The sequence below is a fragment of the Anthropogastromicrobium aceti genome (assembly GCF_020687335.1).
In the GTDB taxonomy this organism is placed as follows: Bacteria; Bacillota; Clostridia; order Lachnospirales; family Lachnospiraceae; genus Anthropogastromicrobium; species Anthropogastromicrobium aceti.
Genome location: NZ_JAJEQN010000026.1, coordinates 18,907 through 42,378 on the forward strand (window position 1 = coordinate 18,907; position 23,472 = coordinate 42,378).

Annotated in this window: 20 protein-coding genes; 19 read left to right on the forward strand and 1 reads right to left on the reverse strand. The window is 42.0% G+C overall.

Features of this window, described 5'->3' with window-relative positions; all coding sequences use genetic code 11:
• Positions 1-62: 62 nt before the first annotated feature.
• The 4 genes from scfB (at position 63) to yajC (ending at position 5,345) form a co-directional block, all read left to right on the forward strand.
• On the forward strand, positions 63-1,472 hold the full coding sequence (scfB, locus tag LKD48_RS10495; protein WP_066558497.1) for a thioether cross-link-forming SCIFF peptide maturase: 1,410 nt from the start codon (positions 63-65) through the stop codon (positions 1,470-1,472).
• Between the two features lie 81 nt (positions 1,473-1,553).
• On the forward strand, positions 1,554-3,725 hold the full coding sequence (gene secD, locus LKD48_RS10500; protein WP_308731999.1) for a protein translocase subunit SecD: 2,172 nt from the start codon (positions 1,554-1,556) through the stop codon (positions 3,723-3,725).
• Between the two features lie 11 nt (positions 3,726-3,736).
• Positions 3,737-4,876 (forward strand): tRNA guanosine(34) transglycosylase Tgt, encoded by a 1,140-nt coding sequence (tgt, locus tag LKD48_RS10505; protein WP_308732000.1) that lies wholly within the window; start codon positions 3,737-3,739, stop codon positions 4,874-4,876.
• A 205-nt stretch (positions 4,877-5,081) separates the two neighbouring features.
• Positions 5,082-5,345 (forward strand): preprotein translocase subunit YajC, encoded by a 264-nt coding sequence (gene yajC, locus LKD48_RS10510; protein WP_066558570.1) that lies wholly within the window; start codon positions 5,082-5,084, stop codon positions 5,343-5,345.
• Positions 5,346-5,401: 56 nt separating this feature from the next.
• Here the strand turns inward: yajC and LKD48_RS10515 are convergent, their stop codons facing one another.
• On the reverse strand, positions 5,402-6,052 hold the full coding sequence (locus LKD48_RS10515) for a DUF1836 domain-containing protein (protein ID WP_308732001.1): 651 nt from the start codon (positions 6,050-6,052) through the stop codon (positions 5,402-5,404).
• 246 nt (positions 6,053-6,298) lie between these two features.
• Between LKD48_RS10515 and LKD48_RS10520 the strand changes: the two genes are divergently transcribed.
• From LKD48_RS10520 to LKD48_RS10590, 15 genes are all read left to right on the forward strand, one after another.
• Positions 6,299-6,982, forward strand: a complete 684-nt coding sequence (locus tag LKD48_RS10520) for a PspA/IM30 family protein (RefSeq protein ID WP_262536561.1) — start codon at positions 6,299-6,301, stop codon at positions 6,980-6,982.
• 27 nt (positions 6,983-7,009) lie between these two features.
• Positions 7,010-7,987 (forward strand): SPFH domain-containing protein, encoded by a 978-nt coding sequence (locus LKD48_RS10525; protein ID WP_308732002.1) that lies wholly within the window; start codon positions 7,010-7,012, stop codon positions 7,985-7,987.
• Between the two features lie 74 nt (positions 7,988-8,061).
• Complete coding sequence (gene pcrA, locus LKD48_RS10530) at positions 8,062-10,359, forward strand: DNA helicase PcrA (protein ID WP_308732003.1); 2,298 nt, start codon at positions 8,062-8,064, stop codon at positions 10,357-10,359.
• Positions 10,360-10,460: 101 nt separating this feature from the next.
• On the forward strand, positions 10,461-10,793 hold the full coding sequence (locus LKD48_RS10535) for a hypothetical protein (protein WP_308732004.1): 333 nt from the start codon (positions 10,461-10,463) through the stop codon (positions 10,791-10,793).
• A gap of 83 nt (positions 10,794-10,876) precedes the next feature.
• Positions 10,877-12,241: a 23S rRNA (uracil(1939)-C(5))-methyltransferase RlmD gene (gene rlmD / locus LKD48_RS10540; RefSeq protein ID WP_227100393.1), complete on the forward strand. Its 1,365-nt coding sequence runs from the start codon at positions 10,877-10,879 to the stop codon at positions 12,239-12,241.
• Positions 12,242-12,334: 93 nt separating this feature from the next.
• On the forward strand, positions 12,335-13,117 hold the full coding sequence (gene udp, locus LKD48_RS10545) for a uridine phosphorylase (RefSeq protein ID WP_308732005.1): 783 nt from the start codon (positions 12,335-12,337) through the stop codon (positions 13,115-13,117).
• Positions 13,110-13,745 carry a uridine kinase gene (gene udk, locus LKD48_RS10550; RefSeq protein WP_066558481.1) on the forward strand — a complete coding sequence of 212 codons (636 nt, stop codon included), beginning with the start codon at positions 13,110-13,112 and terminating at the stop codon, positions 13,743-13,745. The genes udp and udk overlap by 8 nt, the downstream gene beginning before the upstream one ends.
• Before the next feature lie 147 nt (positions 13,746-13,892).
• On the forward strand, positions 13,893-15,497 hold the full coding sequence (locus tag LKD48_RS16445) for a BMP family lipoprotein (protein ID WP_331466839.1): 1,605 nt from the start codon (positions 13,893-13,895) through the stop codon (positions 15,495-15,497).
• A gap of 193 nt (positions 15,498-15,690) precedes the next feature.
• On the forward strand, positions 15,691-16,737 hold the full coding sequence (locus LKD48_RS10560) for a transporter substrate-binding domain-containing protein (RefSeq protein WP_334303538.1): 1,047 nt from the start codon (positions 15,691-15,693) through the stop codon (positions 16,735-16,737).
• Between the two features lie 11 nt (positions 16,738-16,748).
• Positions 16,749-17,459 carry an amino acid ABC transporter permease gene (locus LKD48_RS10565; RefSeq protein ID WP_066558479.1) on the forward strand — a complete coding sequence of 237 codons (711 nt, stop codon included), beginning with the start codon at positions 16,749-16,751 and terminating at the stop codon, positions 17,457-17,459.
• A complete protein-coding gene (locus tag LKD48_RS10570; protein ID WP_066558478.1) occupies positions 17,443-18,204 on the forward strand; it encodes an amino acid ABC transporter ATP-binding protein in 762 nt (253 codons plus the stop codon). The genes LKD48_RS10565 and LKD48_RS10570 overlap by 17 nt, the downstream gene beginning before the upstream one ends.
• A 213-nt stretch (positions 18,205-18,417) precedes the next feature.
• A complete protein-coding gene (locus LKD48_RS10575) occupies positions 18,418-19,962 on the forward strand; it encodes a YjjI family glycine radical enzyme (RefSeq protein ID WP_066558477.1) in 1,545 nt (514 codons plus the stop codon).
• On the forward strand, positions 19,962-20,804 hold the full coding sequence (locus tag LKD48_RS10580; RefSeq protein WP_066558473.1) for a YjjW family glycine radical enzyme activase: 843 nt from the start codon (positions 19,962-19,964) through the stop codon (positions 20,802-20,804). Before LKD48_RS10575 ends, LKD48_RS10580 begins: the two co-directional genes overlap by 1 nt.
• A 66-nt stretch (positions 20,805-20,870) precedes the next feature.
• On the forward strand, positions 20,871-22,418 hold the full coding sequence (locus tag LKD48_RS10585) for an ABC transporter ATP-binding protein (RefSeq protein WP_308732006.1): 1,548 nt from the start codon (positions 20,871-20,873) through the stop codon (positions 22,416-22,418).
• Positions 22,408-23,472 (forward strand): ABC transporter permease, encoded by a 1,065-nt coding sequence (locus LKD48_RS10590; RefSeq protein ID WP_308732007.1) that lies wholly within the window; start codon positions 22,408-22,410, stop codon positions 23,470-23,472. The genes LKD48_RS10585 and LKD48_RS10590 overlap by 11 nt, the downstream gene beginning before the upstream one ends.

Consider the following 23,472-nt stretch of genomic DNA (forward strand, 5'->3'; position numbering starts at 1 on the left):
CTCGGTTTTCCATTGTATGCATTTTTATGAAGAAGGATAAAGATAAGAAAGGTTGAATAGTAGTGATACATCAATATAAGAGCCATGGCTACAACATTGTTATGGACGTAAACTCCAGCGCTGTACATGTAGTAGATGACGTGGTATATGATATGATTCCTGTATATGAGAAGCAGGAAGATAAGGAAGCCATTTTTGCTTCTCTTGACAGTTACCCAAGAGAAGAGCTTGAGGCGGCCTACGAAGAGATCACCCGTTTAAAGAATGAGGGAATGCTGTATACAGAAGATATTTATCAGAAGTATATGACAGACTTCAAAAAGAGAAAAACGGTAGTGAAGGCACTTTGCCTGCATATTGCCCATGATTGTAATCTTGCCTGCAAGTATTGTTTTGCTGAGGAAGGTGAGTATCACGGACGTCGTGCACTTATGAGCCTTGAGGTCGGCAAGAAGGCACTCGACTTTTTAGTTGCAAACTCTGGAAACCGCAGAAATCTTGAGGTCGATTTCTTTGGTGGTGAGCCTCTTATGAACTGGGATGTCGTAAAAGAGCTTGTAAAATATGGAAGATCTCTTGAAAAAGAGCATAATAAGCTGTTTCGTTTTACACTGACCACAAATGGTGTGCTTTTAAACGATGAAGTAATGGAATTTTGTAATAAAGAGATGAGCAATGTAGTGCTTAGTCTTGATGGAAGAAAAGAAGTAAATGATAAAATGCGTCCTTTTAGAAACGGAAAGGGAAGCTATGATTTAATCGTTCCAAAATTCCAGAAGTTTGCAGAAAGCCGCAATCAGACAAATTATTATGTCAGAGGGACATTTACAAGAAATAATCTTGATTTTTCAAAGGATGTGCTTCATTATGCTGATCTTGGTTTTAAGCAGATGTCTATGGAGCCGGTTGTTGCATCACCAGAGGATGATTATGCAATCCGCGAAGAAGATCTGCCGCGTATCCTTGAAGAATATGATAAGCTTGCTGATGCTTATTTGGAATATCGTAAAGCTGGAAAGGGATTTAATTTCTTCCACTTTAATATTGATTTGACACAGAGTCCATGCGTGGCAAAGCGTTTGTCAGGCTGTGGTTCTGGAACAGAATATCTGGCTGTCACCCCGTGGGGTGATTTCTATCCGTGCCATCAGTTTGTTGGACAGGAAGAGTTTTTACTTGGAAATGTTTATGATGGTATTGTAAAGCAGGATATATGCGATGAATTTAAACAGTGCAATGTATATGCAAAGCCAGCCTGTCAGAATTGCTTCGCGAAGTATTATTGCAGCGGCGGCTGTAATGCAAATGCATACAACTTCACAGGTTCTATCACAGGTTCCTATGATGTTGGATGTAAGATGCAGCAGAAGCGTATCGAGTGTGCCATCATGATTAAGGCAGCGCTTGCTGACATGGAAGAAGAGACAGGGGCATCTGCTGATGTTGCCGGTGAAATCTCCCACGTGTGTTAACATGAATTAGTACGGATCTTAGATCTGTATGAAAAAGGAGACTATCTTAGACAGCCTCCGAATAGAGAAGGAGATAGAAAGATGAGCAAGAAAAAAGGGATTATCCGTCTGGTTGTGCTTTTGGCAGTCATCGCATTTGTCGTATACACAGCCGTCAGCGGCCTTGGAAGTGATCGTTCAGGAAGTTTAAACGACATCAGCCTTGGTCTTGACCTTAGAGGCGGTGTCAGCATCACCTATGAGGCAGTAGGCGATGTAAACAGCCAGGATATGTCCGACACGAAGGCAAAGCTTGAAAAACGTGTGCAGGATTATTCAACTGAAGCACAGGTTTATTTTGAGGGATCTGACCGTATTACGGTAGACATTCCAGGTGCAACAGATGCAAATGCAGTTTTGCAGGAGCTTGGAAAACCAGGTACCTTGATTTTCTGTACGGATTCAAGTGATCCAGAGGGAACCAAGGTCATGGACGGAAATCAGATTAAGGACGCACAGGCCGGTGCAAGAAGCAATGCAACAACAAATGCAAGAGAGTATGTTGTAAATCTGACGCTGACATCTGATGGTGTCGAGGCATTCTCAAAGGCAACAGAGGAGTTAGCACCTACAAAGGGCAGAATTTACATTATGTATAACGGCGAAGTGTTAAGTGCCCCGACTGTAAATGAGCATATTGCGTCTGATACATGCTCCATTACTGGTATGGGTGATCTTGAGGCAGCACAGACACTTGCTTCCAATATTCGTATCGGAGCACTGCCTGTTCAATTGCAGGAGATGCGTTCTCAGGTAGTTGGTGCAAAATTAGGACAGGATGCAGTTCGTACAAGCCTTATGGCAGGTGTGATCGGTCTGATCTTAGTATTTGCTTTCATGATTATCTACTATCGTATTCCAGGTTTGGCAGCATCTATCGCGCTTGTTATGTATACTGCGTTTGTAATTGTTCTGTTAAGTGCGTTTAACGAGGAAATTACACTGACACTTCCAGGTATTGCCGGTATTATTCTTGGTATTGGTATGGCTGTAGATGCAAACTGTATTATTTTCGCACGTATCCGTGAGGAGATCGGAGCTGGAAAGAGTGTTCGTACAGCAATTGATGCAGGATTTGCTAAGGCATTTTCCGCAATCATCGATGGAAATGTTACTACATTGATCGCAGCAGGTGTTTTGTATTTTATCGGTTCTGGTACAGTAAAGGGCTTTGCTCAGACATTGGCTCTTGGTATCGTTGTATCCATGTTTACAGCACTTGTAATTACAAAGAATATCTTGAAGAGCTTCTATGCAGTTGGTCTGCAGGATGAAAAGCTGTATGGAAAGACTGTTTACACAAAAACATTTAACTTTATTGGAAAAAGAAAGCTGTTCTACAGCGCATCAGGTATTGTTATTGCAATCGGTATTGTTGCGATGGTAGTCAGTGGTGTAAATGGTCATATCTTCAACTACAGTCTTGATTTTATTGGCGGTGCTTCCACTAGCGTAACCTTTAATGAGAATTACAGTGTTGAGAAGCTCGAAAGTGATGTACAGCCAGTTGTAAGCGAGGTAACAGGTGACAATGATATCCAGATGACACCTGTTACAGGAAGCAACGAGGTTATTATTAAGACAAGAACACTTACTGTAGATGAAAGAGATGCACTTTACAGTAAGCTGTCAGAGACCTTTGGAGTAGATGAGAGTACCATTCAGACTGAAAATATCAGTGCTGCAGTCAGCGGTGAGATGAAGCGTTCTGCAATTTTGTCTGTCATTATTGCAGCAATCTTTATGTTAATTTACGTATGGATTCGTTTCAAGGAGTTTAGCTTTGGTGCAAGCTCTGTTCTTCCGCTTCTTCACGATGTCTTTGTTTTACTGGCATTTTATGCAGTGCTTCGCTGGACTGTAGGAAATACGTTTATTGCTTGTATGCTGACTCTCGTTGGATATTCTATCAATGCGACAATCGTTGTATTTGACCGTATCCGTGAGAATTTGCACACTAACAAGAATTTGGCAGAAGTTGTCAATGTTTCTGTTACACAGACATTGTCACGAAGCATCAATACCTCTTTGACAACTCTTATCATGGTAGTAGTTCTTTATATTCTTGGTGTAACATCCATCAAGGAGTTTGCACTGCCACTTATCGTAGGTGTTGTCTGCGGATGCTATTCTTCTGTATGCATCGCAGGCTGCCTGTGGTATGATTTAAAGAACGCTCTTGACAAACGTAAGGCAAAGAAGACTTCTAAATAAGGTAAGTAATAATGGAATATGAAATTTTAAAAACAGAGGGACGGGCAAAAAGAGCCCGTGTCTCTACCGTTCATGGAGAAATTCAGACACCTGTATTTATGAATGTTGGTACAGTTGCCGCAATTAAAGGTGCTGTATCAACAATGGATTTAAAGGAAATCCATACACAGGTAGAGCTGTCCAATACGTATCATCTTCATGTAAGAACGGGAGATAAGCTGATCAAGCAGTTTGGCGGTCTGCATAAATTTATGAATTGGGACCGCCCGATTCTAACAGATTCCGGCGGTTTTCAGGTATTTTCTCTTGCCGGAATGAGAAAGATTAAGGAAGAAGGAGTTTACTTCCAGTCTCATATCGATGGCCATCGTATTTTTATGGGGCCAGAGGAGAGTATGCAGATTCAGTCTAATCTTGGTTCTACTATTGCAATGGCATTTGATGAGTGTCCGTCTTCTGTGGCAGACCGCAGCTATATCATAAACAGCGTAGAGCGTACCACAAGATGGCTTGCACGCTGTAAGACAGAGATGGCACGTTTAAATTCACTTGAGGATACAATAAATCCGCATCAGCTGTTGTTTGGAATTAACCAAGGCGGTGTTTATGAGGATATCCGTATTGAGCATGCAAAACGCATAAGCGAGATGGATCTTGATGGTTATGCAGTCGGCGGACTTGCAGTTGGAGAAAGCCATGAGGAAATGTATCGCATTTTAGATGCAGTGGTACCATATTTGCCAAAGAATAAGCCAACTTATTTAATGGGTGTTGGAACTCCGGCAAATATACTTGAGGGTGTTGACCGCGGAATTGATTTCTTCGACTGTGTATATCCAAGCAGAAACGGCCGTCATGGTCATGTTTATACAAAGCATGGCAAGCTTAATCTGTTTAATGCCCGCTATGAGCTTGATTCAAGACCAATCGAGGAAGGCTGTCAGTGTCCGGCATGCCGTGCTTATAGCAGAGCGTATATTCGTCATCTGCTAAAAGCAAAGGAAATGCTTGGCATGCGTCTGTGCGTTCTTCACAATCTGTATTTTTATAATAATTTAATGACTGAAATTCGTGAAAGCATTGACAACGGATGCTTTGCGGAGTATAAAAAGAATATGCTCGAATCTATGGCTGCCGGTCCACAGGACTAAGTCATATTCACCTCGGGGCATTGCCTTAGAATTTTAGATTCGAATACGAAATTACAAGCTGCATATGCAGCGGAAATGAGAGGAAACTATGAAGAAGAAGTTAGCAGCTGCAGCGGCAGTTATGACCGCACTGTTTTCTATGACAGGATGTGCGACAACAGCAGACGGTGCCGCAACTGGCGCAAATGGAGCAACCAGCCTGATTATGATCGTTGGCTATATGGTAATCATCATCGGTGTTATGTATTTTGTTGCAATTCGTCCTCAGAAGAAGGAGCAGAAGAAGCAGTCTCAGATGTTATCTGCACTTGAAGTTGGTGATATCGTTTTGACAACTTCCGGTTTTTACGGAACTGTTATCGACATTACAGATGATACAGTAATCGTAGAGTTTGGAAACAATAAAAACTGCCGTATCCCGATGCAGAAGAGTGCAATCGTAGAGGCTGAAAAGCCAGACGCTGAATAATCAAGATATAATAAAAGAGCTACTGACATACTAGAATGTATGCCGGTAGCTCTTTTTTATTTGCGCTTTCGTTCTTCACGTTTTTCTTTTTCAGCAGCTTTTGCTCGTTCATCAGAGGCATCCTGACGTCTTTTTAATTCATCAATGACACCTGTTACAACCTGTTTTTTCATGTATATATCATAAATCGTCATGCACAGAAACGTAAATAGCTGCAGGTAAGAATCTTGCTCATCATCATCGCAGGAAAAAGTTTCCTTTGAAGTCTCAAATTTATGGCGAAGATCGTCTGCAAGCGGTTTGATGCCATTATCTGCGTATGAAAAAATCTTACTATAAATTTCTGCAAAATTAGGAGAACTGTTTTCATCCCAGAAATGCTGTGTCAATGGCTTTAGCATAGTTTCAATATCGCTGATTGACAGAAAACTTTTCATATAGTAAATAAGAATCAACTGTAGGATATGATTTTCTGTGTATTTTTTTCTGACCGGAGAAGGAAGCAGGTTGTTTTTGGCGTAATTATTGATCATAGTTTTTGTTAAAACCTTATCCTCATCATAGCGCCTTGTAGCACCAAGGTGTGTATCCATAAAGGTTGTCACCTGATCCATGTAAAGGTCAATGTTCGGAATCTGATTAGCGTGTATATAGTCAAAAGAGCTGATTTTATCAAGCAGCTGTGAAAAAAGCTCATCGTTAGTCATTTAAAGCCTCCTAAATATTGTGTAGCAATGTTGACGTTCACGGGACGCCCATTCACAAAACCGCACGTTCCGTGCGTCGTTGCAAAACGTCTAACTGGATGCGTGAACTGTAATAACTACATTATATCGTTTTCAAAACCAGATAGCAAGAGAAATTTTCAAAATCCTAGTGACAAACACATAAAGATACGATATAATAAAGTTAACAGGTTAACAAACATAGGTTTTTTTAAGGAGGAAATGACTATGGGAGTAATTCAGAGATTTAAAGATATTATGTCAGCTAACATCAATGCTATGCTTGATAAGGCTGAGAATCCGGAAAAAATGATTGATCAGTACATGAGAAACCTTGAGGACGATTTAGGCAAGGTAAAGGCAGAAACAGCGTCAGTAATGGCTGAAGAAGCACGTGCAAAGAGAGCTTATGACGAGGCACTTGCAGAAGTTGAAAAGTATCAGAAATATGCAGAAAAGGCTGTTGCAGCAGGAAACGATAATGATGCAAGAGTATTTTTACAGTCAAAGAAGACAGCACAGTCTAAGCTTGAGGGCTTAAAGCTCACATATGACACGGCAGCAGCAAACGCACAGAAGATGCGTCAGATGCATGATAAGCTTGTAAATGATATTTCAGATTTAAGAGCACGCAAGGAAACGATCAAGGCGAAGGTAGCTGTTGCAAAGGCTCAGGAGCGTGTAAATCAGGTTGGATCATCATTAAGGGGTGTATCAAACAATATGTCAGCATTTGATCGTATGGAGGAAAAGGCAAATAAGATGCTTGATACTGCAAATGCTATGGCACAGTTAAATGCGTCTGCAGATACAAATGTAGATGATCTGGCACGTAAGTATGATCTTGATGATGTGGCAGGTACATCTGATATTGATGATGAATTAGCGGCACTGAAGGCAAAACTTAACTAACTACAAAAATAAGGAAGGTTGACGAGTATGGGATTATTTGGTGGACAATTCTCCAGTGTTGTAGAGTGGAAAGAATACTCGGATGATATTATTTTCTGGAAGTTTCCAAGTAGCGAGATCAAGAAGGGGAGCCGTCTGATTATTCGTCCGGGACAGGACGCGATCTTTATGTATAATGGAAGAATCGAGGGTATTTTCCGTGAAGAGGGAAACTTTGATATTTCTTCCGATATTATTCCATTTTTATCTACACTGAAAAGTTTTACATTTGGATTTAACACACCGCTGCGTGCAGAGGTGCTGTTTATCAATACAAAGGAATTTACAGTAAAATGGGGCACAAAAAATGCGATTAATCTGCCGGTTCAGGGCTTGCCTGGCGGTATGCCAATCCGTGCATTTGGTACATTTAGCTTCAAGGTTTCTGATGAGCAGGTTTTAATCGACAAAATTGCCGGCATTAAGTCAGAGTTTAACGTAGAGGATATCAAGGAACGTGTAATGTCTATGCTTGATATGCTGATGATGAAGTGGATTTCAAAAGAAGGAAAGGATATGTTTAACCTTCAGGCAAATGCATACGACATCGGCAAGGGTATTGCATCAGATCTTGATATGGAGATGGTAAAGATCGGAATTGCTATTACAAGCTTTACGATTCAGAGCGTTTCCTATCCGGAGGAGGTTGCTAAGATGCAGCAGAAGGCAGCAGCTCAGTCCATGATCGGAAATGTAAATACATATACACAGATGCAGATGGCAGATGCGCTTACACAGCCAAACACAGCAGCCGGCAGCATGGCAGGCAATATGGCTGGTATGCAGATGGGTATGGCAATGGGTCAGATGATGGGCCAGATGATGAACGGCAATATGCAGAATAATGCACAGCAGAATCAGGCAGCTCCAGCTTCAAATGGTACTGTGCCGAAGTTCTGTCCGAACTGTGGAACACCGACAAATGGTGCAAGATTCTGCTCAAACTGCGGTACAAAGCTTGCATAATTACAAAAATATAAAAAAGATAATGGAGGGAGACTGTGCGTACAGTCTTTCTTCCATTTTTATGGAGGAAAAACGTGTCCGATATTTTACAGTCATTAAATCCAGTTCAAAAAGAGGCGGCCAGCTGCACTGAGGGGCCGCTTTTGATACTTGCAGGAGCAGGCTCAGGAAAAACGCGTGTGCTGACGCATCGTATTGCATATTTGATTGAGGAAAAGGGAGTAAATCCATGGAATATCATGGCAATTACCTTTACAAATAAGGCAGCACAGGAGATGCGGGATCGTGTCGACCGCCTGGTTGAGTTCGGGGCAGAGAGCATATGGGTAGCGACATTCCACAGCTCTTGTGTGCGCATTCTGCGAAGATATATAGACCGTCTTGGCTATGATAATCACTTTACGATTTACGATACAGATGATCAAAAGAGTGTAATCCGAAAGGCAGTTAAAGAGCTTGACCTTGATCCTAAGCAATATAGGGAAGGACCGCTGCTTGGTGTAATTTCAGCGGCCAAAAATGAAATGATTGAGCCACAGGATTTTGAAACACAGGCTGGCGGAGATTTTCGAATTTGCCAGGAGGCAAAAATCTATAAAGCATACCAGAAAACATTAATTGATAATAACGCAGTTGATTTTGATGATTTGCTTCTTTTGACAGTTCGTCTGCTGCGCGAAAATAGAGATATTTTAGAAGCTTATCAGGAACGTCTGCGCTACATTATGGTTGACGAGTATCAGGACACTAATTCAGTTCAATTTGAGCTTATTCGCCTGCTTTCTGGAAAATATCATAATTTATGTGTGGTTGGAGATGACGATCAGTCTATCTATAAATTTAGAGGTGCAGACATTACAAATATTTTAAGCTTTGAGGAGACTTTTCCAGGTGCAAAGGTTGTCAAGCTTGAGCAAAATTATCGTTCCACAAATAATATTCTCGAAGCCGCAAACTCAGTAATTGCAAATAATGCACATCGAAAGGAAAAACATCTTTGGAGTGAAAATGGAGAAGGAAAAGAGGTTTCCTTTATTCACTACGAGACTGCTTATGGTGAGGCAGAAGATGTAATTGACAAGATTCAGACATCAGTTCATATGGGAAAGTATCAGTATCAGGACTGTGCAATTCTTTACCGTACAAATGCACAGTCACGCGCATTTGAAGAGAAATGCATTAAAAAGAGTGTACCGTATCGTCTTGTCGGTGGTGTGAATTTCTACCAGAGACAGGAAATCAAGGATATTTTAGCCTACTTAAAGACAATTGACAGCGGACGTGATGATCTGTCTGTTACGAGAATTGTAAATGTGCCAAAGCGTGGAATTGGGCAAGTGACGTTAAATAAGCTGGCTGTCTATGCTTCTGAGCATGGAATGCGGCTATTTCAGGCAATGGAGCAGGCAGAACAGATTCCAGGAATTGGAAAGGCAGCTGATAAGATAAAAGGCTTTGTCAATCAGATCATGGTATTTCGTGCGCTTGCAAAGGAGCTAGATGCAGCAGAGCTGATTGAAAGCATCTTAGAGCAGACTGGCTACTTAGAAGAGTTAGAAAAGCTTGAGGAAGATAAGGCACAGGCAAAGCAGGAAAATCTTGATGAATTTCAGAATAAAGCAGCTGACTATTATGCAAATCATGATGAAGCAGCGCTTACTGACTTTTTGGAGGAGGTAGCGCTTGTGGCAGATATTGACAACATGGACAGTGAGGCAGACAGTTTAACATTAATGACACTGCATAGTGCAAAGGGACTCGAGTTTCCAGTTGTCTATATGACAGGTATGGAAGAAGGACTTTTCCCAAGCTACATGTCAATGAACAGCGGTGATCCGGGAGATATCGAGGAAGAACGAAGACTTTGCTATGTGGGTATTACAAGAGCAATGCAGCAGCTGACGCTGACAGCAGCAAAGCAGCGTATGGTTCATGGAAATATTCAATACAGTGCAATTTCGCGTTTTGTTAAAGAACTGCCGCAGGAAAAGCTTGACTGGAAGGAAGAGACATTCGGAGGTCTTTTTAAGAAAGGACCATCTATGACTGCAAACTCACTGTCAGGCAGTTTGTTTGGCGGTTCATCTTCTATGTCATCAGGCAGCTCATTTAGTGCATCACAGGGAAGTCAAACGGCAAAAAAGACAAACTATGATAATGTCTTTGATTTAAAGTATGCAAAAGCATTCTCAAGTCCAAAGCCAGATAGCCTTGACTACAAAGAAGGCGATAGAGTTTCCCATATCAAATTTGGAAAGGGAACAGTGCTTGCAGTCGAAGATATGAAAAAAGATTATCAGGTAACAGTTGAGTTTGATACAGCAGGCGTAAAAAAGTTGTTTGCAGGATTTGCAAAACTTAAAAAGATTTAATAAAATTTATCTAAAACGACAAAGATAAAGCTAGTAATTTTACAGATCATATGGTATACTATTCTAAGATTGATCTTTAGAAAAAAGAAAGGATGGGTTTTATGGCAAAGTTTGATGATCTGCTGCAGGCAGTAAAGGTTCATGAGGTTCTCAAGTCTAATGAAGAGAATGAGAAAAAGTGCAAATTTTGTTATGTGATTGCAGCAATCGCTGTAATTGCAGCAATTGCAGGTGCAGCATATGCACTGTACCGTTATCTGAAGCCGGATTATTTAGATGATCTGGATGATGATTTTGATGATGACTTTGACGACGATTTCTTCGATGATGATGACGAAGAAGAGGAGAAAGAAGACGAGGCTAAAGAAGAGGAATCTGATGAGGCTGAGGAAAAATCTGAGGATGAAGAGTCTGATGATGAGGATGAAGACTGATCTGACATCAATAGGTAAGTAAATAAAAATGATATCCCCGCCGCAAAACGGCGGGGATTTTAGTTCAAGAAAAGGAGATGTGTATGAAAAAAGGCGAGATTTATGAGGGCCGCGTGCAGGAGGTCCTTTTTCCAGACAAAGCGATTGTCGTGACAGATGAAGGGGAAACTGCACAGGTAAAATATGGCATCCCAGGTCAAAAATTACGTTTTCGTGTAAAGAAAAAGAGAAAAGAAAAAATAGAAGGCATTTTGCTTGAGATATTAGAAAAGTCAGCTGATGAGACTGCCTGTCTTTGTGAGTGGGCAGGAAAATGCGGTGGATGTCTGTATCAGACGCTTCCATACGAAAAGCAGCTGGCAATTAAAGAAGCACAGATTAAGAAAATGCTTGATAATGGCGGCACCGATTATACATTTGAAGGAATAGTGTCTAGTCCTGTTGTAAGCGGATATCGCAATAAGGTAGAGCTGACATTTGGTGATTCTTATATGGGCGGTCCTCTTGCACTTGGTATGCATCAAAGAGGCAGCTTTTATGATATTGCGGGTATTGAAACATGTCAGATTATGACACCTGATATGCGTATGGCTGCAATGGCAGTGCTTGACCATTTTTCAAAGTTGAATATTCCATTTTATCATAGAATGCGCCATGAAGGTGTTCTTCGTCATTTGCTGCTTCGCTCCAGCGCTGCAACGGGAGAACTTTTAGTCGCCGTAGTTGCTTCTTCACAGGCAGATGCGTCTACTATGCAGCTTGCAGAATTGACAGAAAAATTAAAGGCGCTGCCATTAGAAGGCAGCCTTGCAGGTGTTTTACATATTACTAATGATTCACTTGCAGATGTAGTGCAAAGCGATAATACAGAAGTTTTATACGGCAAAGATTGGATTACTGAAAAGTTACTGGGACTTTCATTTTGTGTTACATTGTTTTCATTTTTTCAGACAAATTCAAGAGGTGCCGAGCTTTTATATCAGACAGTAAGAGATTATATTGGAGAAACAAATCAGAAGGTAATCTTTGATCTCTACAGCGGAACTGGCACAATTGCCCAGATTTTAGCACCTGTGGCAAAACATGTGACTGGCGTGGAGATTGTTGAGGAAGCAGTAGAGGCAGCGCGTGTCAATGCCAAATTAAATGGACTTGATAACTGCAGCTTTATAGCAGGTGATGTGTTAAAGGTTGTTGATGATTTGACTGAGAAGCCAGATCTGATAGTGCTTGATCCGCCAAGAGATGGTATTCATCCAAAGGCGCTTCCTAAGATTATCGCATTTGATGTACCAACAATTGTTTATGTTTCCTGCAAGCCCACAAGTCTTGTGCGTGACAGAGAAGTATTAGAAGCAGCGGGCTATCGTATGGTAAAAGCAAGAGCCGTTGATATGTTCCCGGCTACTGGAGGAATTGAGACAGTCGCATTATTTCTTAAAAAGTAATAAGGAATCGTACTTGTTTTCAGACGCTTTAGATGATATACTATCAACAAGATCAAAAATATAAGAATAAATATAAGGCGAAAGGGGAAAAGTATGGTAAATTATTCAGAAAGACCAGAATTGCAGTATCATATTCAGCTAGGTAAAGGTGATGTAGGCCGCTATGTGCTTCTTCCAGGAGATCCGAAGCGTTGTGAAAAGATTGCAGCTCATTTTGACAATCCAGTGAAGATGGCGGATAGCCGTGAATATGTGACATACACAGGATATCTTGAAGGAGAGAAAGTTAGTGTAACGTCAACTGGTATCGGCGGTGCTTCTGCATCAATTGCAATGGAGGAGCTTGTAAAGATTGGTGCCGATACATTTATTCGTGTCGGAACATGTGGAGGTATGCAGATTCCTGTAAAAAGCGGTGATTTAGTGATTGCAACAGGTGCAATTCGTATGGAAGGGACAAGCCGTGAATATGCACCAATTGAATATCCGGCAGTTGCTGACTTTCATATGGTTCAGGCGCTTGTGCAGGCAGCAGAAAAGGGAAAATATCCGTATCATGTTGGTGTTGTTCAGTGTAAGGATGCATTTTATGGACAGCATGAGCCAGAGACAAAGCCTGTCAGCTATGAACTTTTAAATAAGTGGGAAGCATGGAAACGCTTAGGATGCCTTGCATCAGAGATGGAGTCAGCGGCATTATTTGTTGTTGGAAATTATCTTCGTGTGCGCGTTGGATCTATCTTTTTGGTTGTGGCAAATCAGGAGCGCGCAAAACTGAACATGGAAAATCCAGTTGTTCACGACACGGAGCTTGCAATTACAACAGCAGTGGAGGCACTAAGAGACATAATAAGAAAGGATAAAGCAAATGAGTAATAACAATATCCTGGTAATCGGAATTGCGGGAGGAACAGGAAGCGGAAAGTCGACACTTACAAAACAGCTTGTAAATCACTTTGGCGATCAGATTACTGTGCTTAAGCATGATGATTATTATAAGGCGCACGATGAAATGACGTATGAGGAAAGAACACATTTAAATTATGATCATCCGAATGCATTTGACACTGATCTTATGCTGCAGCATTTGCGTCAGTTAAAAAAAGGTGAGCCAATCAACTGTCCGATTTATGATTACACAGTTCACAACAGAAGCCGTAATTTTCAGGTGATTTACCCGACAAATGTGATTATTGTTGAGGGAATCCTGATTTTTGAAAACAAAGAGCTGTGCAAAGAAATGGATATTAAAATTTTCGTTGATACAGATGCTGATATTCGTATTATCAGAAGAATCCAGCGTGATGTAATTGAGCGTGCGCGTTCATTAGAGTCTGTGATTTCACAGTATATGAATACGGTAAAGCCAATGCACGAGGAATTTGTAGAGCCGAGTAAGAAGAATGCAGATATTATTGTGCTAGAGGGTGGTATGAATCTGGTAGCAATGGATATGATTAAGAATCGCATTCGCCAGCATCTGTCTGCACAAACACAAGTTTAATATTTTTGCTTTCAAATGTAAAATAAAAGAAGAAATTTTGAGAAAAACACGTAAGGTGACTGTTGACGACACAAAAGCAACGTGTTACAATGGACAAGAATCGGAGCGTTATCAAAAAACGCAGCATCTAATAAGGAGGAGTCGACGATGAGAAGGAAACAACTTTTTGCCGTTTTGATGGCAGGTTCTATGGCAGCATCTCTTGCTGCTTGTGGCAAGACTGACACAAAGAAAACTACAGCAGCAACTGAGAAGAAGACAGAGGCAGCTACTGAGAAAAAAACAGAGGTAGCTACTACTGAGGCTAAGACTGAGAAGGCTACTGAGAAGGAAACCGAAGCGGCAACTGAGAAAGAAACAGAGGCAGCAACTGAGGCAAAGACTGAGGAAGCATCCAGCGAGGAAGCAACCGAGGCAAAGACCGAGGAAGCATCCAGTGAAGAGGCATCTTCCGAAGAGGCAAGCAGTGAGGACGTTTCCGCACAGGCAGAGACTGAGGAAGAGTCTAGCGAAGTAGCAACCGAGGCTAAGACCGAGGAAGCATCCAGCGAGGAAGCAACTGAGGCAGAGACAGAAGAAGCATCCAGCGAAGAGGTATCTTCAGAGGAAGCATCTAGTGAGGAAGCATCTTCAGAGAAAGTATCTAGTGAAGAGGCATCTTCAGAGGAAGCATCCAGCGAAGAGGCAACTGAGGCAGATACTGAGGAAGCATCCAGTGAGGAAGCATCTTCAGAGGAAGTATCTGAGGCAGAGTCAGAGGAAGCATCTTCAGAAGAAGATACAGAGGCAGAGACAGAAGAGGATATCGATGGAACAGGATTTAAGATCGGTATGGTTACTGATGTCGGCGGTGTGAATGATGGTTCCTTCAACCAGTCCGCATGGGAAGGCTTACAGAGAGCCGCTGAGAACTTTGGTTGTGAGGTTAAGTACATCGAGTCTAAGGGTGATGCAGACTTCGTTCCAAATATCGAGAGCTTCTTAGACGAAGATTATGATTTGATTATCTGTACTGGTTATGTAATGGCAGATGCTGTTCGTGATGCAGCAGAGCTGAATCCAGATCAGAAGTTTGCAATTGTTGATGATGCTTCTAATGCAGATCTGGATAATGTAACATGTATGATGTTTGAGCAGGAGCAGGCTTCCTACTTAGTAGGTTTAGCAGCTGGCTACACAACTGAGAGCAATGTTGTAGGTTTTGTCGTAGGACAGGCAAATGAGACAATGAACTCCTTCGGTTATGGTTACTGTGCAGGTGTTCTTGATGCAAATCCAGATGCAACCATTCTTCAGTACAATGCAAATTCCTTTGGCGATGCAAGTGCCGGAAAGACTGCAGTAAACACCATGGTAACAAAGGGCGCAGATGTTGTATTCCATGCAGCTGGTGGTACAGGTCTTGGTGTAATTGATGGTTGTAAGGAGAACGGTATCTGGGCAATCGGTGTTGACTCTGACCAGAGCCCACTGGCACCTGAGACTATCCTGACTTCCGCTTTAAAGAGAGTTGATAATGCTTGCTACGATGCAACAAAGAAGGCCATTCTTGGAACGCTTGAGGGTGGTGTTGCAACATATGACCTGGCAGCAGGCGGTGTTGATATCGCTCCGACCACAGACAACCTGTCTAAGGATGTTCTTGAGAAGATCGAGGATGCAAAGAAGGATATCATTGCTGGTGATTTGGTAGTTCCAAAGAATCAGGAAGAGTTCGAGGAGAAGTACGGCGACGTATACGAGCTGGACTAATTGGTGGATAATGCCATGACGAGGTGGCAGTGACGTGGTCACTGCCATCTTTTTTACACAGTAACTTATAAGTTACTGTGTGCAATTACGGCTGGGTGGTATCGTGATTAACGATAAACAGCCAAAAAGAGGAGAATAGATTATGAGAAAAGTATTTGCATCAATGACAGCAGTTTCAATGGCAGCAGCAGTAATGCTTGCAGGATGTGGCTCAAACAGCAGTGATAAGAAGACTACTACAGCAGCTTCAACAAAGGCAACTGAGGCAGCAACCGAGAAGAAGACTGAGGCAGCAACTGAGAAGAAGACTGAGGCAGCAACTGAGAAGAAGACCGAGGCTGCGACTGAGAAAGAGACAGAAAAGGTATCTTCAGAAGAGGCTTCTTCTGAGGAAGTTTCTTCAGAAAAGGCTTCTTCTGAGGAAGCATCTAGTGAGGCAGCTTCTAAGGAAACAGAAGCAAAGGCAGATGAAAATGCAAAAGTTCGTGTTATTGATATTGAACTGACAAGTGAGCAGTATGCATTTGGTGTAGATAAGGAGCAGCCTGAGCTGTTAGAGAAGACAAATGAGTTCATCGCAAAGATCATGGAGGATGGCACATTTGATGAGATCTGCAATCATTACTTTGGCGATGGAGAGCCGGTTATGGTAAAGTCTGCAGAATATGATGAGTCTAAGGATCAGTTAGTCGTAGCAACTAATGCAGGTTTTGAGCCATTTGAGTATATGAAGGGCGAAGATTACTGTGGTATCGATATGGAGATGGCAGCACTTCTTGCTGATTATTTAGGCAAAGAGCTTGTAATTCAGAACATGGATTTTGATGCTGTATGTCTGGCTGTTGGACAGCAAAAGTGTGATATCGCAATGGCAGGACTTACTATTACTGAGAGCAGAAAAGATCAGGTAACATTTACTGATTCTTATTATAATGCATCACAGAAGCTGATCGTTGCAGCAGATGATACGACGTTTGACGCATGCAAGACAAAGGAAGATGTAGAAGCTATCTTTAAGACCTTTGATAGCAAGACAAAGGTTGGTGCACAGAATGGAACAACAGCTCAGTTTTATGTTGAGGGAAGCGAAGACCTTGATTTTGCAGGATTTGATATGACTCTGGTTGGATATAAGAATGGTTCATTAGCTGTACAGGATCTTCTGAATGGAAATCTGGATTATGTTATCATTGACGCAGCACCGGCAGAAAGCATCACTGCAGCAATTAATTCACTGTAAGGAGTAACAGGATGGGAGATTTTGGTCGTAAAATAGACCGTTTTATTGAGATTTTCGTGGAGCAGCGTGGATATGTCCGTGTGCTTGAGGGCCTTCAGAATACTGTTATGATTGCGGTAGTAGGTCTATTAGTTGGTGTTCTGATTGGAACATTGATTGCTTCGGTAAGAGTAATGCCAAAGTATAAGCTTCTTCCGCGTGTATTGAATGGCTTTTGTAGCTTTTATGTGGGGCTGTTTCGCGGAACGCCAATGGTTGTGCAGCTTCTGGTGTGCTACTATGTACTGCTTCCTCTTTTGGGAGCGCATATGACAGGTGTGCAGGTATCCATGCTTGTCTTTGGCTTAAACAGCGGAGCTTATATTTCAGAGATGATGCGTGCGGGCATTGAGTCCGTCGATCCAGGACAAATGGAGGCAGGAAGAGCAGTCGGACTTAGTTTTTCGGTCACGATGATCAAAATCGTCATCCCACAGGCTGTAAAAAATATTTTGCCGACACTTGGAAATGAGTTTATCGCACTTGTCAAGGAGACATCAGTTGTAAGCTTTGTTGGAGCTGCCGATCTTTATGTTGCATTCAACTATATCGGAACAAACAGCTACGAGTTTATGGTACCATATCTTGTAATGGCACTTATTTACATTGTGATTGTACTTTTGATCAGCCTTGGTATTAAATTAATGGAAAGGAGCCTGAAGAAGAGTGATAGACGTAATTGATTTGAAGAAAAACTTTCATGATCTTGAGGTTCTCAAGGGAATTAACTTTAAAGTAGAGAAGGGTGATATTGTTGCAGTTATTGGTCCTTCTGGTTCTGGAAAAAGTACATTCTTACGATGCCTGAATTGTATGGAAGATCCAACATCAGGAAAGATCATTTTTAATGGTGTTGATATTGCAGATATGAAGGTAGATATTAATGTTCATCGCCGTCATATGGGTATGGTATTTCAGCATTTTAATCTGTTTAACAATAAGACAGTGTTGGAAAATATTATGCTGGCACCAGAATATGTACGCTGTAAAGAAGCAAAAAAGCTAAAAACAGGAAAGAGCAAAAAGCAGATCCACGAGGAAGTAAAAAATGAGGCAATGGAGCTTTTAAAGCGCATTGGTCTTGAATCCAAGGCAGATGTGTATCCATCAACACTTTCTGGTGGTCAAAAACAGCGTGTCGCAATTGTGCGTGCACTTGCTATGAATCCGGATGTAATTTTATTTGACGAGCCAACAAGTGCGCTTGATCCAGAGATGGTAGGAGAGGTACTTGATCTTATGAAGAGCGTTGCTGCAGAAGGTATGACAATGATCGTTGTCACTCATGAGATGGGCTTTGCAAGAGAAGTTGCAAATCGTGTTATCTTTATGGATGATGGCCGTATTCTAGAGAGTGGTGATCCTAAGGAGTTTTTTGCAAATCCGAAAACGCAGCGTGCACGTGAATTTTTATCTAAGGTGCTGTAATATAAGGCAAAGAATCGTCACATGACATAGTGACGGTTCTTTTTTTCTTGAAAAACTCTTTACTAAAAGCAAAAAACAGTATAGAATATAAATGAGAAAGTAGCGTTTAATACTAAACTCTGAAATATAACAACACTTTAATGCGGCAACAAAAGCAGGCTGTATTAAAGTGTTGTACCAATTTAAGTAAGCTTAAGAAAGGATGGTGCCATTTTGAGACCAATATCAATGGAACGTGTGGAAAACACGAGACAGGAAATATTAAATATTATTACAAGCCGTAAACTGACACATGAGCAGAAGCTGACTAACCTTGCAGGACAGGCAGACTCTTTGCTTGAGGTACTGGATCTTCCAGACGGACTCGAGGATCTTCTTGAGCCGGTTGAGGGAAAGCAGTGCATCTGTGATCTGTTTGAGGGTCATGCACCGGTAAGACCGAGATACATTGTCCCGGACTATGCAAAGTTTATGAGAGAAGGAAGCAAGTTCTTACAGCTTGACCCGCCGAAGGATATCTACGAGGCAATCAACTCTCTTTTGATTTTCTATAAGAATGTTCCAAGTGTCACCAATTACCCGGTTTATTTAGGAAACATTGATGAGCTGCTTGAGCCATTTATGGATGATGTGGACGAGGCACAGGCAAAGAAGCTGTTTAAGCTGTTCTTTACCCATATCGACCGCACCGTTCTTGATTCCTTCTCCCATGCGGACATCGGACCAAAGGCTACCAGAGCAGGACGTTTGATCTTAGAGGTAGAGCGTGAACTTTTAGATGCAGTACCAAATATTACGATGAAATATGATACTGATATCACACCAGATGATTTTGGTATTGAGTGTGTGAAAACAGCACTTAAGACGGCTAAGCCGAGCTTTGCAAATCATAAGATGTTCAAAAAAGAACTCGGTGAAAATTATGTCATCGCTAGCTGCTACAATGGTCTTTTATTAGGCGGCGGTTCCTATACGCTGTGCCGTCTGATTCTTGGTAATATCGCAAAGCGTGCAAAAGATAAGAAGGACTTCTTCGAAAATCAGCTTCCATATGTAATGGAGCGCATGGCACTTTATATGGATGAACGCATTCGTTTTGAGGTGGAGGAGAGCGGCTTTTTCGAGAGCAACTTCCTTGCAAAAGAAGGCTTTATCCACAGAGATCGTTTCACCGCAATGTTTGGTATGGTAGGCATGGCAGAGTGTGTCAATATTCTGATGGAGCTTGAGGGCAAAAAGGGCCGCTTTGGTCACGACAAGGAGGCAGATGACCTCGGTGTTGAGATTATGGAGGCAATCAATGCATTTAATAACGCACATGTAAATCCATACTGTGAGGCAACAGGCGGTCATTTTCTCTTACATGCACAGGTCGGCATCGCACAGGATAAGAACATCACTCCTGGAACGAGAATTCCGATTGGTGAGGAGCCGAAGGAGCTGATTGATCAACTGCGCCATTGCAGCCGCTTCCACAAGTACTTCCCATCTGGTACCGGCGATATTTTCCCAGTAGACGTGACAGTACACAAGAATCCACAGTTTGTTCTTGACATCGTAAAGGGGGCATTCCAGGCTGATCTTCGTTACCTGTCCTTCTATGAGAGCGACGGCGATGTAATTCGCGTCACCGGATACTTAGCAAAGCGTTCCGAGATTGAAAAGTATCAAAAGGGTGAGAGTGTGCTGCAAAATACAACGCAGCTTGCAACAGGTGCAACTGAAAATGGTCATGTTCAGGAAAGAAGGATTCGGTAATGATCACTGCACCGGTCAATAAAATTATTCCATTTAGCAGCGTAGATGGTCCGGGAAATCGCACGGCCGTATTTTTTCAGGGCTGTAACTGGGATTGCTGTTATTGCCATAACCCAGAGACAAGAAATATGTGCACAGGCTGTATGGCCTGTGTGCAGGTCTGTCCTGTGGGGGCACTTCAAAATGAAAATGGCAAGGTGCATTTCTTCCCAGAGCGCTGTGTAGGATGCGACACCTGCATCAAAACATGTCGTTTTGGAAGCAGTCCACGTATCTGTAATTTGACGCCAGAAGAAACTTTTGAACAGATCAAAAAGCAGATTCCATTTATCAGCGGCGTCACTGTTTCTGGAGGCGAGTGCAGTCTATATTGTGAGTTTGTCGAATCATTATTTAAGCTTTGCAAAGAAGCTGGTTTAAATACGATGATGGACAGCAACGGCAGCACACCGTTTGATGGAAAAGACGATCTGTTAGCGGTTACAGATGGTGTTATGCTTGACATTAAGGCATTTGGCGAAGAGGATCATTTAAAAGTTACTGCGATGCCAAACAAGAACACGCTTGAGAATGCAGTATTTTTAGCAAAAATGGGAAAACTTTTTGAAATTCGTACCGTCATTGTACCAGGTCTGTTTGACATTGAAAATACAATTATTAAAGCTGGAGAATTGTTAAGGCCATATCAGAGTATTCATCCAGTGCGCTACAAACTCATCTCATACCGTCCTTTTGGCGTCAGGGAAGAGTACAGGACTTATCAGAGTCCGTCAAAGGAGTATATGGAACAGCTAGAAGAGCTTGCTTATAAGAGTGGCTTTGATGATGTTGTTACCACATAAAGAAAAAACATAGTCGAAATAGACAATTGTTTTGAATGCTTATAACAGACGAAGGAGGAGGAAGAGATGGAGAGAATCAGTCATATGGACATGACGAAGCCAGCCATCGAAATGCGTGAAATTGTCAAGAAATTTGGCGATTTTACAGCGAATGACCATGTTAATCTGCTCGTTCACAAGGGTGAGGTTCATGCAATCCTTGGTGAGAATGGAGCTGGAAAGAGTACACTTATGAATGTGCTCTATGGCCTGTATCAGCCAACATCCGGACAGATTTTTGTTGGCGGAAAAGAGGAAGTGATTCACAGTCCAAGCCGTGCTATTGAACTTGGAATTGGTATGGTTCACCAGCATTTTATGCTTGTACAACCATTTTCTGTCACAGAAAACATTATCCTTGGAATGGAGCCGATGAAAGGTCTTACGGTAGATCTAAAGACAGCGCGCAAGAGGGTAGAGGAGATTTCAAAGCGCTACAATATGCAGGTAGATCCGGATGCCAAGATTGAAGATATTTCTGTTGGTATGCAGCAGCGTGTGGAGATTTTAAAGGTTCTCTATCGTGGTGCAGACATCCTGATTTTGGATGAGCCGACTGCATCGTTGACGCCGCAGGAGATCACAGAGCTTATGGAGATTATTTCCAATCTGACAGCCGACGGAAAATCCGTTATTTTGATTACTCATAAGCTAAAAGAGATTACAAGCTGTGCTGATTATTGTACGATTATCCGTCAGGGAAAATATATTGATACAGTCAAAGTCAGTGATGTTAATGAAAATGATCTTGCAGCCATGATGGTAGGCCGTAAGGTTGAGTTTAAGGTAGAAAAGAAGGATATCAAGCCGGGAGAGGTTGTTCTTGAAGTGAAGGATATTCATGGAAAGGACTACCGCGGTGTTGAGATTTTAAAGGGACTTAATCTGTCAGTTAGAAGAGGTGAGATTGTAGGTCTTGCCGGTGTCGATGGAAATGGACAGACAGAGCTTGTTGAAATTTTGACAGGATTGAAAAAGGGCGATTCAGGTGAAGTCCTCATTAACGGCAAGAATGTTTTCAACAAAAAACCAAAGGAAATCTTTGAGAGCGGCATCACAAGTATTCCAGCTGACCGCCAAAAGCATGGTCTGGTGCTGGAGTTTTCTGTTGCTGAAAATCTGATTTTGCAAAATTACATGAAGGAGCCGTACTCAAAGAAAGGTGTCTTGAAAAAGGATGCCATTATGGCTCATGCAAAGGATCTTGTAGAGAGGTTTGATATTCGTCCGGCAGGAAGTGAGTCTCGTCCGGCGGGAACGCTTTCAGGCGGAAATCAGCAAAAAGTTATTATTGCAAGAGAGATCACAAATGATAAGGATCTGTTGATTGCTGTTAACCCGACTCGTGGTCTTGACGTTGGTGCTATTGAGTTTGTACATCGCTACTTAGTCGAGCAGCGAAATAAAAATAAGGCTGTGCTTCTCGTTTCTTTTGAGCTGGATGAGATTATGAGTGTATCTGATCGTATCGAGGTTATCTTTGACGGACAGATTACAGGAAGTATGCCGGCGGCAGGTGCAGATGAGAAGACCCTTGGAATTATGATGGCAGGAGGAAAGCAGCATGAAGCATAAGAAGAGCATATTAGAAGGAAATATTATCTACACGCTGTTTGCAATTTTAATGGGATTTTTGACAGGTGCCATTATTCTTGCGATTGCAGGAATGAATCCAGGAGTCATCTATGCAAAATTGATCTCTGGTATTTTCAGCAAGCCGAAATTTTTGGCATGGTCCGTTGTGTATGCGACACCTTTAATTTTTACAGGTCTTAGTGTGGCTTTCTCTTTCCGTACTGGTGTATTTAACATTGGTGCAGAGGGTCAGTTTGTAGTGGGAAGCCTTGCCGCAACATTAATCGGAATTGTTTGCCCATTTCCAGCAATAATTACAGTTCCGCTTTGTCTGATTGCAGCAGCGGCAGCAGGTGCTGTGTGGTCTGCATTTTGTGGTTTGTTAAAGGTAAAAAAGGGAATCAATGAGGTTCTTTCCTTTATCATGATGAACTGGATTGCGTATTATTTGTCGAACTATATTGTAAACCTTCCGGGCATCAAAGCAAACGCGAAAGAGACAACTGTTGATATTTTAGAAAATGCTCAGATGTTGATGCCATTGTCTGTGCGTCAGATGACTGGCTGCAATACTACCAACTATGGAATTATTCTGGCACTGATTGCTGCGGTGATTATCTGGTATCTGATCAATAAGACAACGCTTGGTTATGAGCTTCGAAGTGTTGGATTTAACAGTCATGCAGCCGAGTATGGTGGTATTAATTCAGGTGCTTCTGTTATGAAGGCACTGGCAATCTCAGGTGCACTAGCGGGTCTTGGCGGTGCGATCCAGATTCTTGGAAATGCAATGCATATCGCACAGTTTGCCGGACAGGAAGGCTTTGGTTTCCAGGGAATTACAGTTGCGTTAATCGCAAGTTCCAACCCGATAGGCTGTATCTTTGCTGGACTTTTCTACGGTGCAATGAAGTACGGTGGTTCTAAGTTAAACCTTGTTGGTGCACCAAAGGAGGTTCTTGATATTATCATGGGTGCGATCGTTTTAATTATTGCGATCACACATGTATTCAAGGCATTTGCTCAGAAGAAGATGCAGAAGGGAGGAAAGTAA

What these genes read in the sequence shown, in the direction of transcription:
- udk (WP_066558481.1), top strand. Translation starts at nt 13,110, where the DNA reads ATGAGTAATAACAATATCCTGGTAATCGGAATTGCGGGAGGAACAGGA.
- LKD48_RS10515 (WP_308732001.1), bottom strand. Translation starts at nt 6,052, where the DNA reads ATGACTAACGATGAGCTTTTTTCACAGCTGCTTGATAAAATCAGCTCT.
- yajC (WP_066558570.1), top strand. Translation starts at nt 5,082, where the DNA reads ATGATCGTTGGCTATATGGTAATCATCATCGGTGTTATGTATTTTGTT.
- secD (WP_308731999.1), top strand. Translation starts at nt 1,554, where the DNA reads ATGAGCAAGAAAAAAGGGATTATCCGTCTGGTTGTGCTTTTGGCAGTC.
- LKD48_RS10525 (WP_308732002.1), top strand. Translation starts at nt 7,010, where the DNA reads ATGGGATTATTTGGTGGACAATTCTCCAGTGTTGTAGAGTGGAAAGAA.
- LKD48_RS10580 (WP_066558473.1), top strand. Translation starts at nt 19,962, where the DNA reads ATGATCACTGCACCGGTCAATAAAATTATTCCATTTAGCAGCGTAGAT.
- tgt (WP_308732000.1), top strand. Translation starts at nt 3,737, where the DNA reads ATGGAATATGAAATTTTAAAAACAGAGGGACGGGCAAAAAGAGCCCGT.
- rlmD (WP_227100393.1), top strand. Translation starts at nt 10,877, where the DNA reads ATGAAAAAAGGCGAGATTTATGAGGGCCGCGTGCAGGAGGTCCTTTTT.
- LKD48_RS10520 (WP_262536561.1), top strand. Translation starts at nt 6,299, where the DNA reads ATGGGAGTAATTCAGAGATTTAAAGATATTATGTCAGCTAACATCAAT.
- LKD48_RS10535 (WP_308732004.1), top strand. Translation starts at nt 10,461, where the DNA reads ATGGCAAAGTTTGATGATCTGCTGCAGGCAGTAAAGGTTCATGAGGTT.
- LKD48_RS10560 (WP_334303538.1), top strand. Translation starts at nt 15,691, where the DNA reads ATGCTTGCAGGATGTGGCTCAAACAGCAGTGATAAGAAGACTACTACA.
- udp (WP_308732005.1), top strand. Translation starts at nt 12,335, where the DNA reads ATGGTAAATTATTCAGAAAGACCAGAATTGCAGTATCATATTCAGCTA.
- LKD48_RS16445 (WP_331466839.1), top strand. Translation starts at nt 13,893, where the DNA reads ATGAGAAGGAAACAACTTTTTGCCGTTTTGATGGCAGGTTCTATGGCA.
- LKD48_RS10585 (WP_308732006.1), top strand. Translation starts at nt 20,871, where the DNA reads ATGGAGAGAATCAGTCATATGGACATGACGAAGCCAGCCATCGAAATG.
- LKD48_RS10590 (WP_308732007.1), top strand. Translation starts at nt 22,408, where the DNA reads ATGAAGCATAAGAAGAGCATATTAGAAGGAAATATTATCTACACGCTG.
- LKD48_RS10565 (WP_066558479.1), top strand. Translation starts at nt 16,749, where the DNA reads ATGGGAGATTTTGGTCGTAAAATAGACCGTTTTATTGAGATTTTCGTG.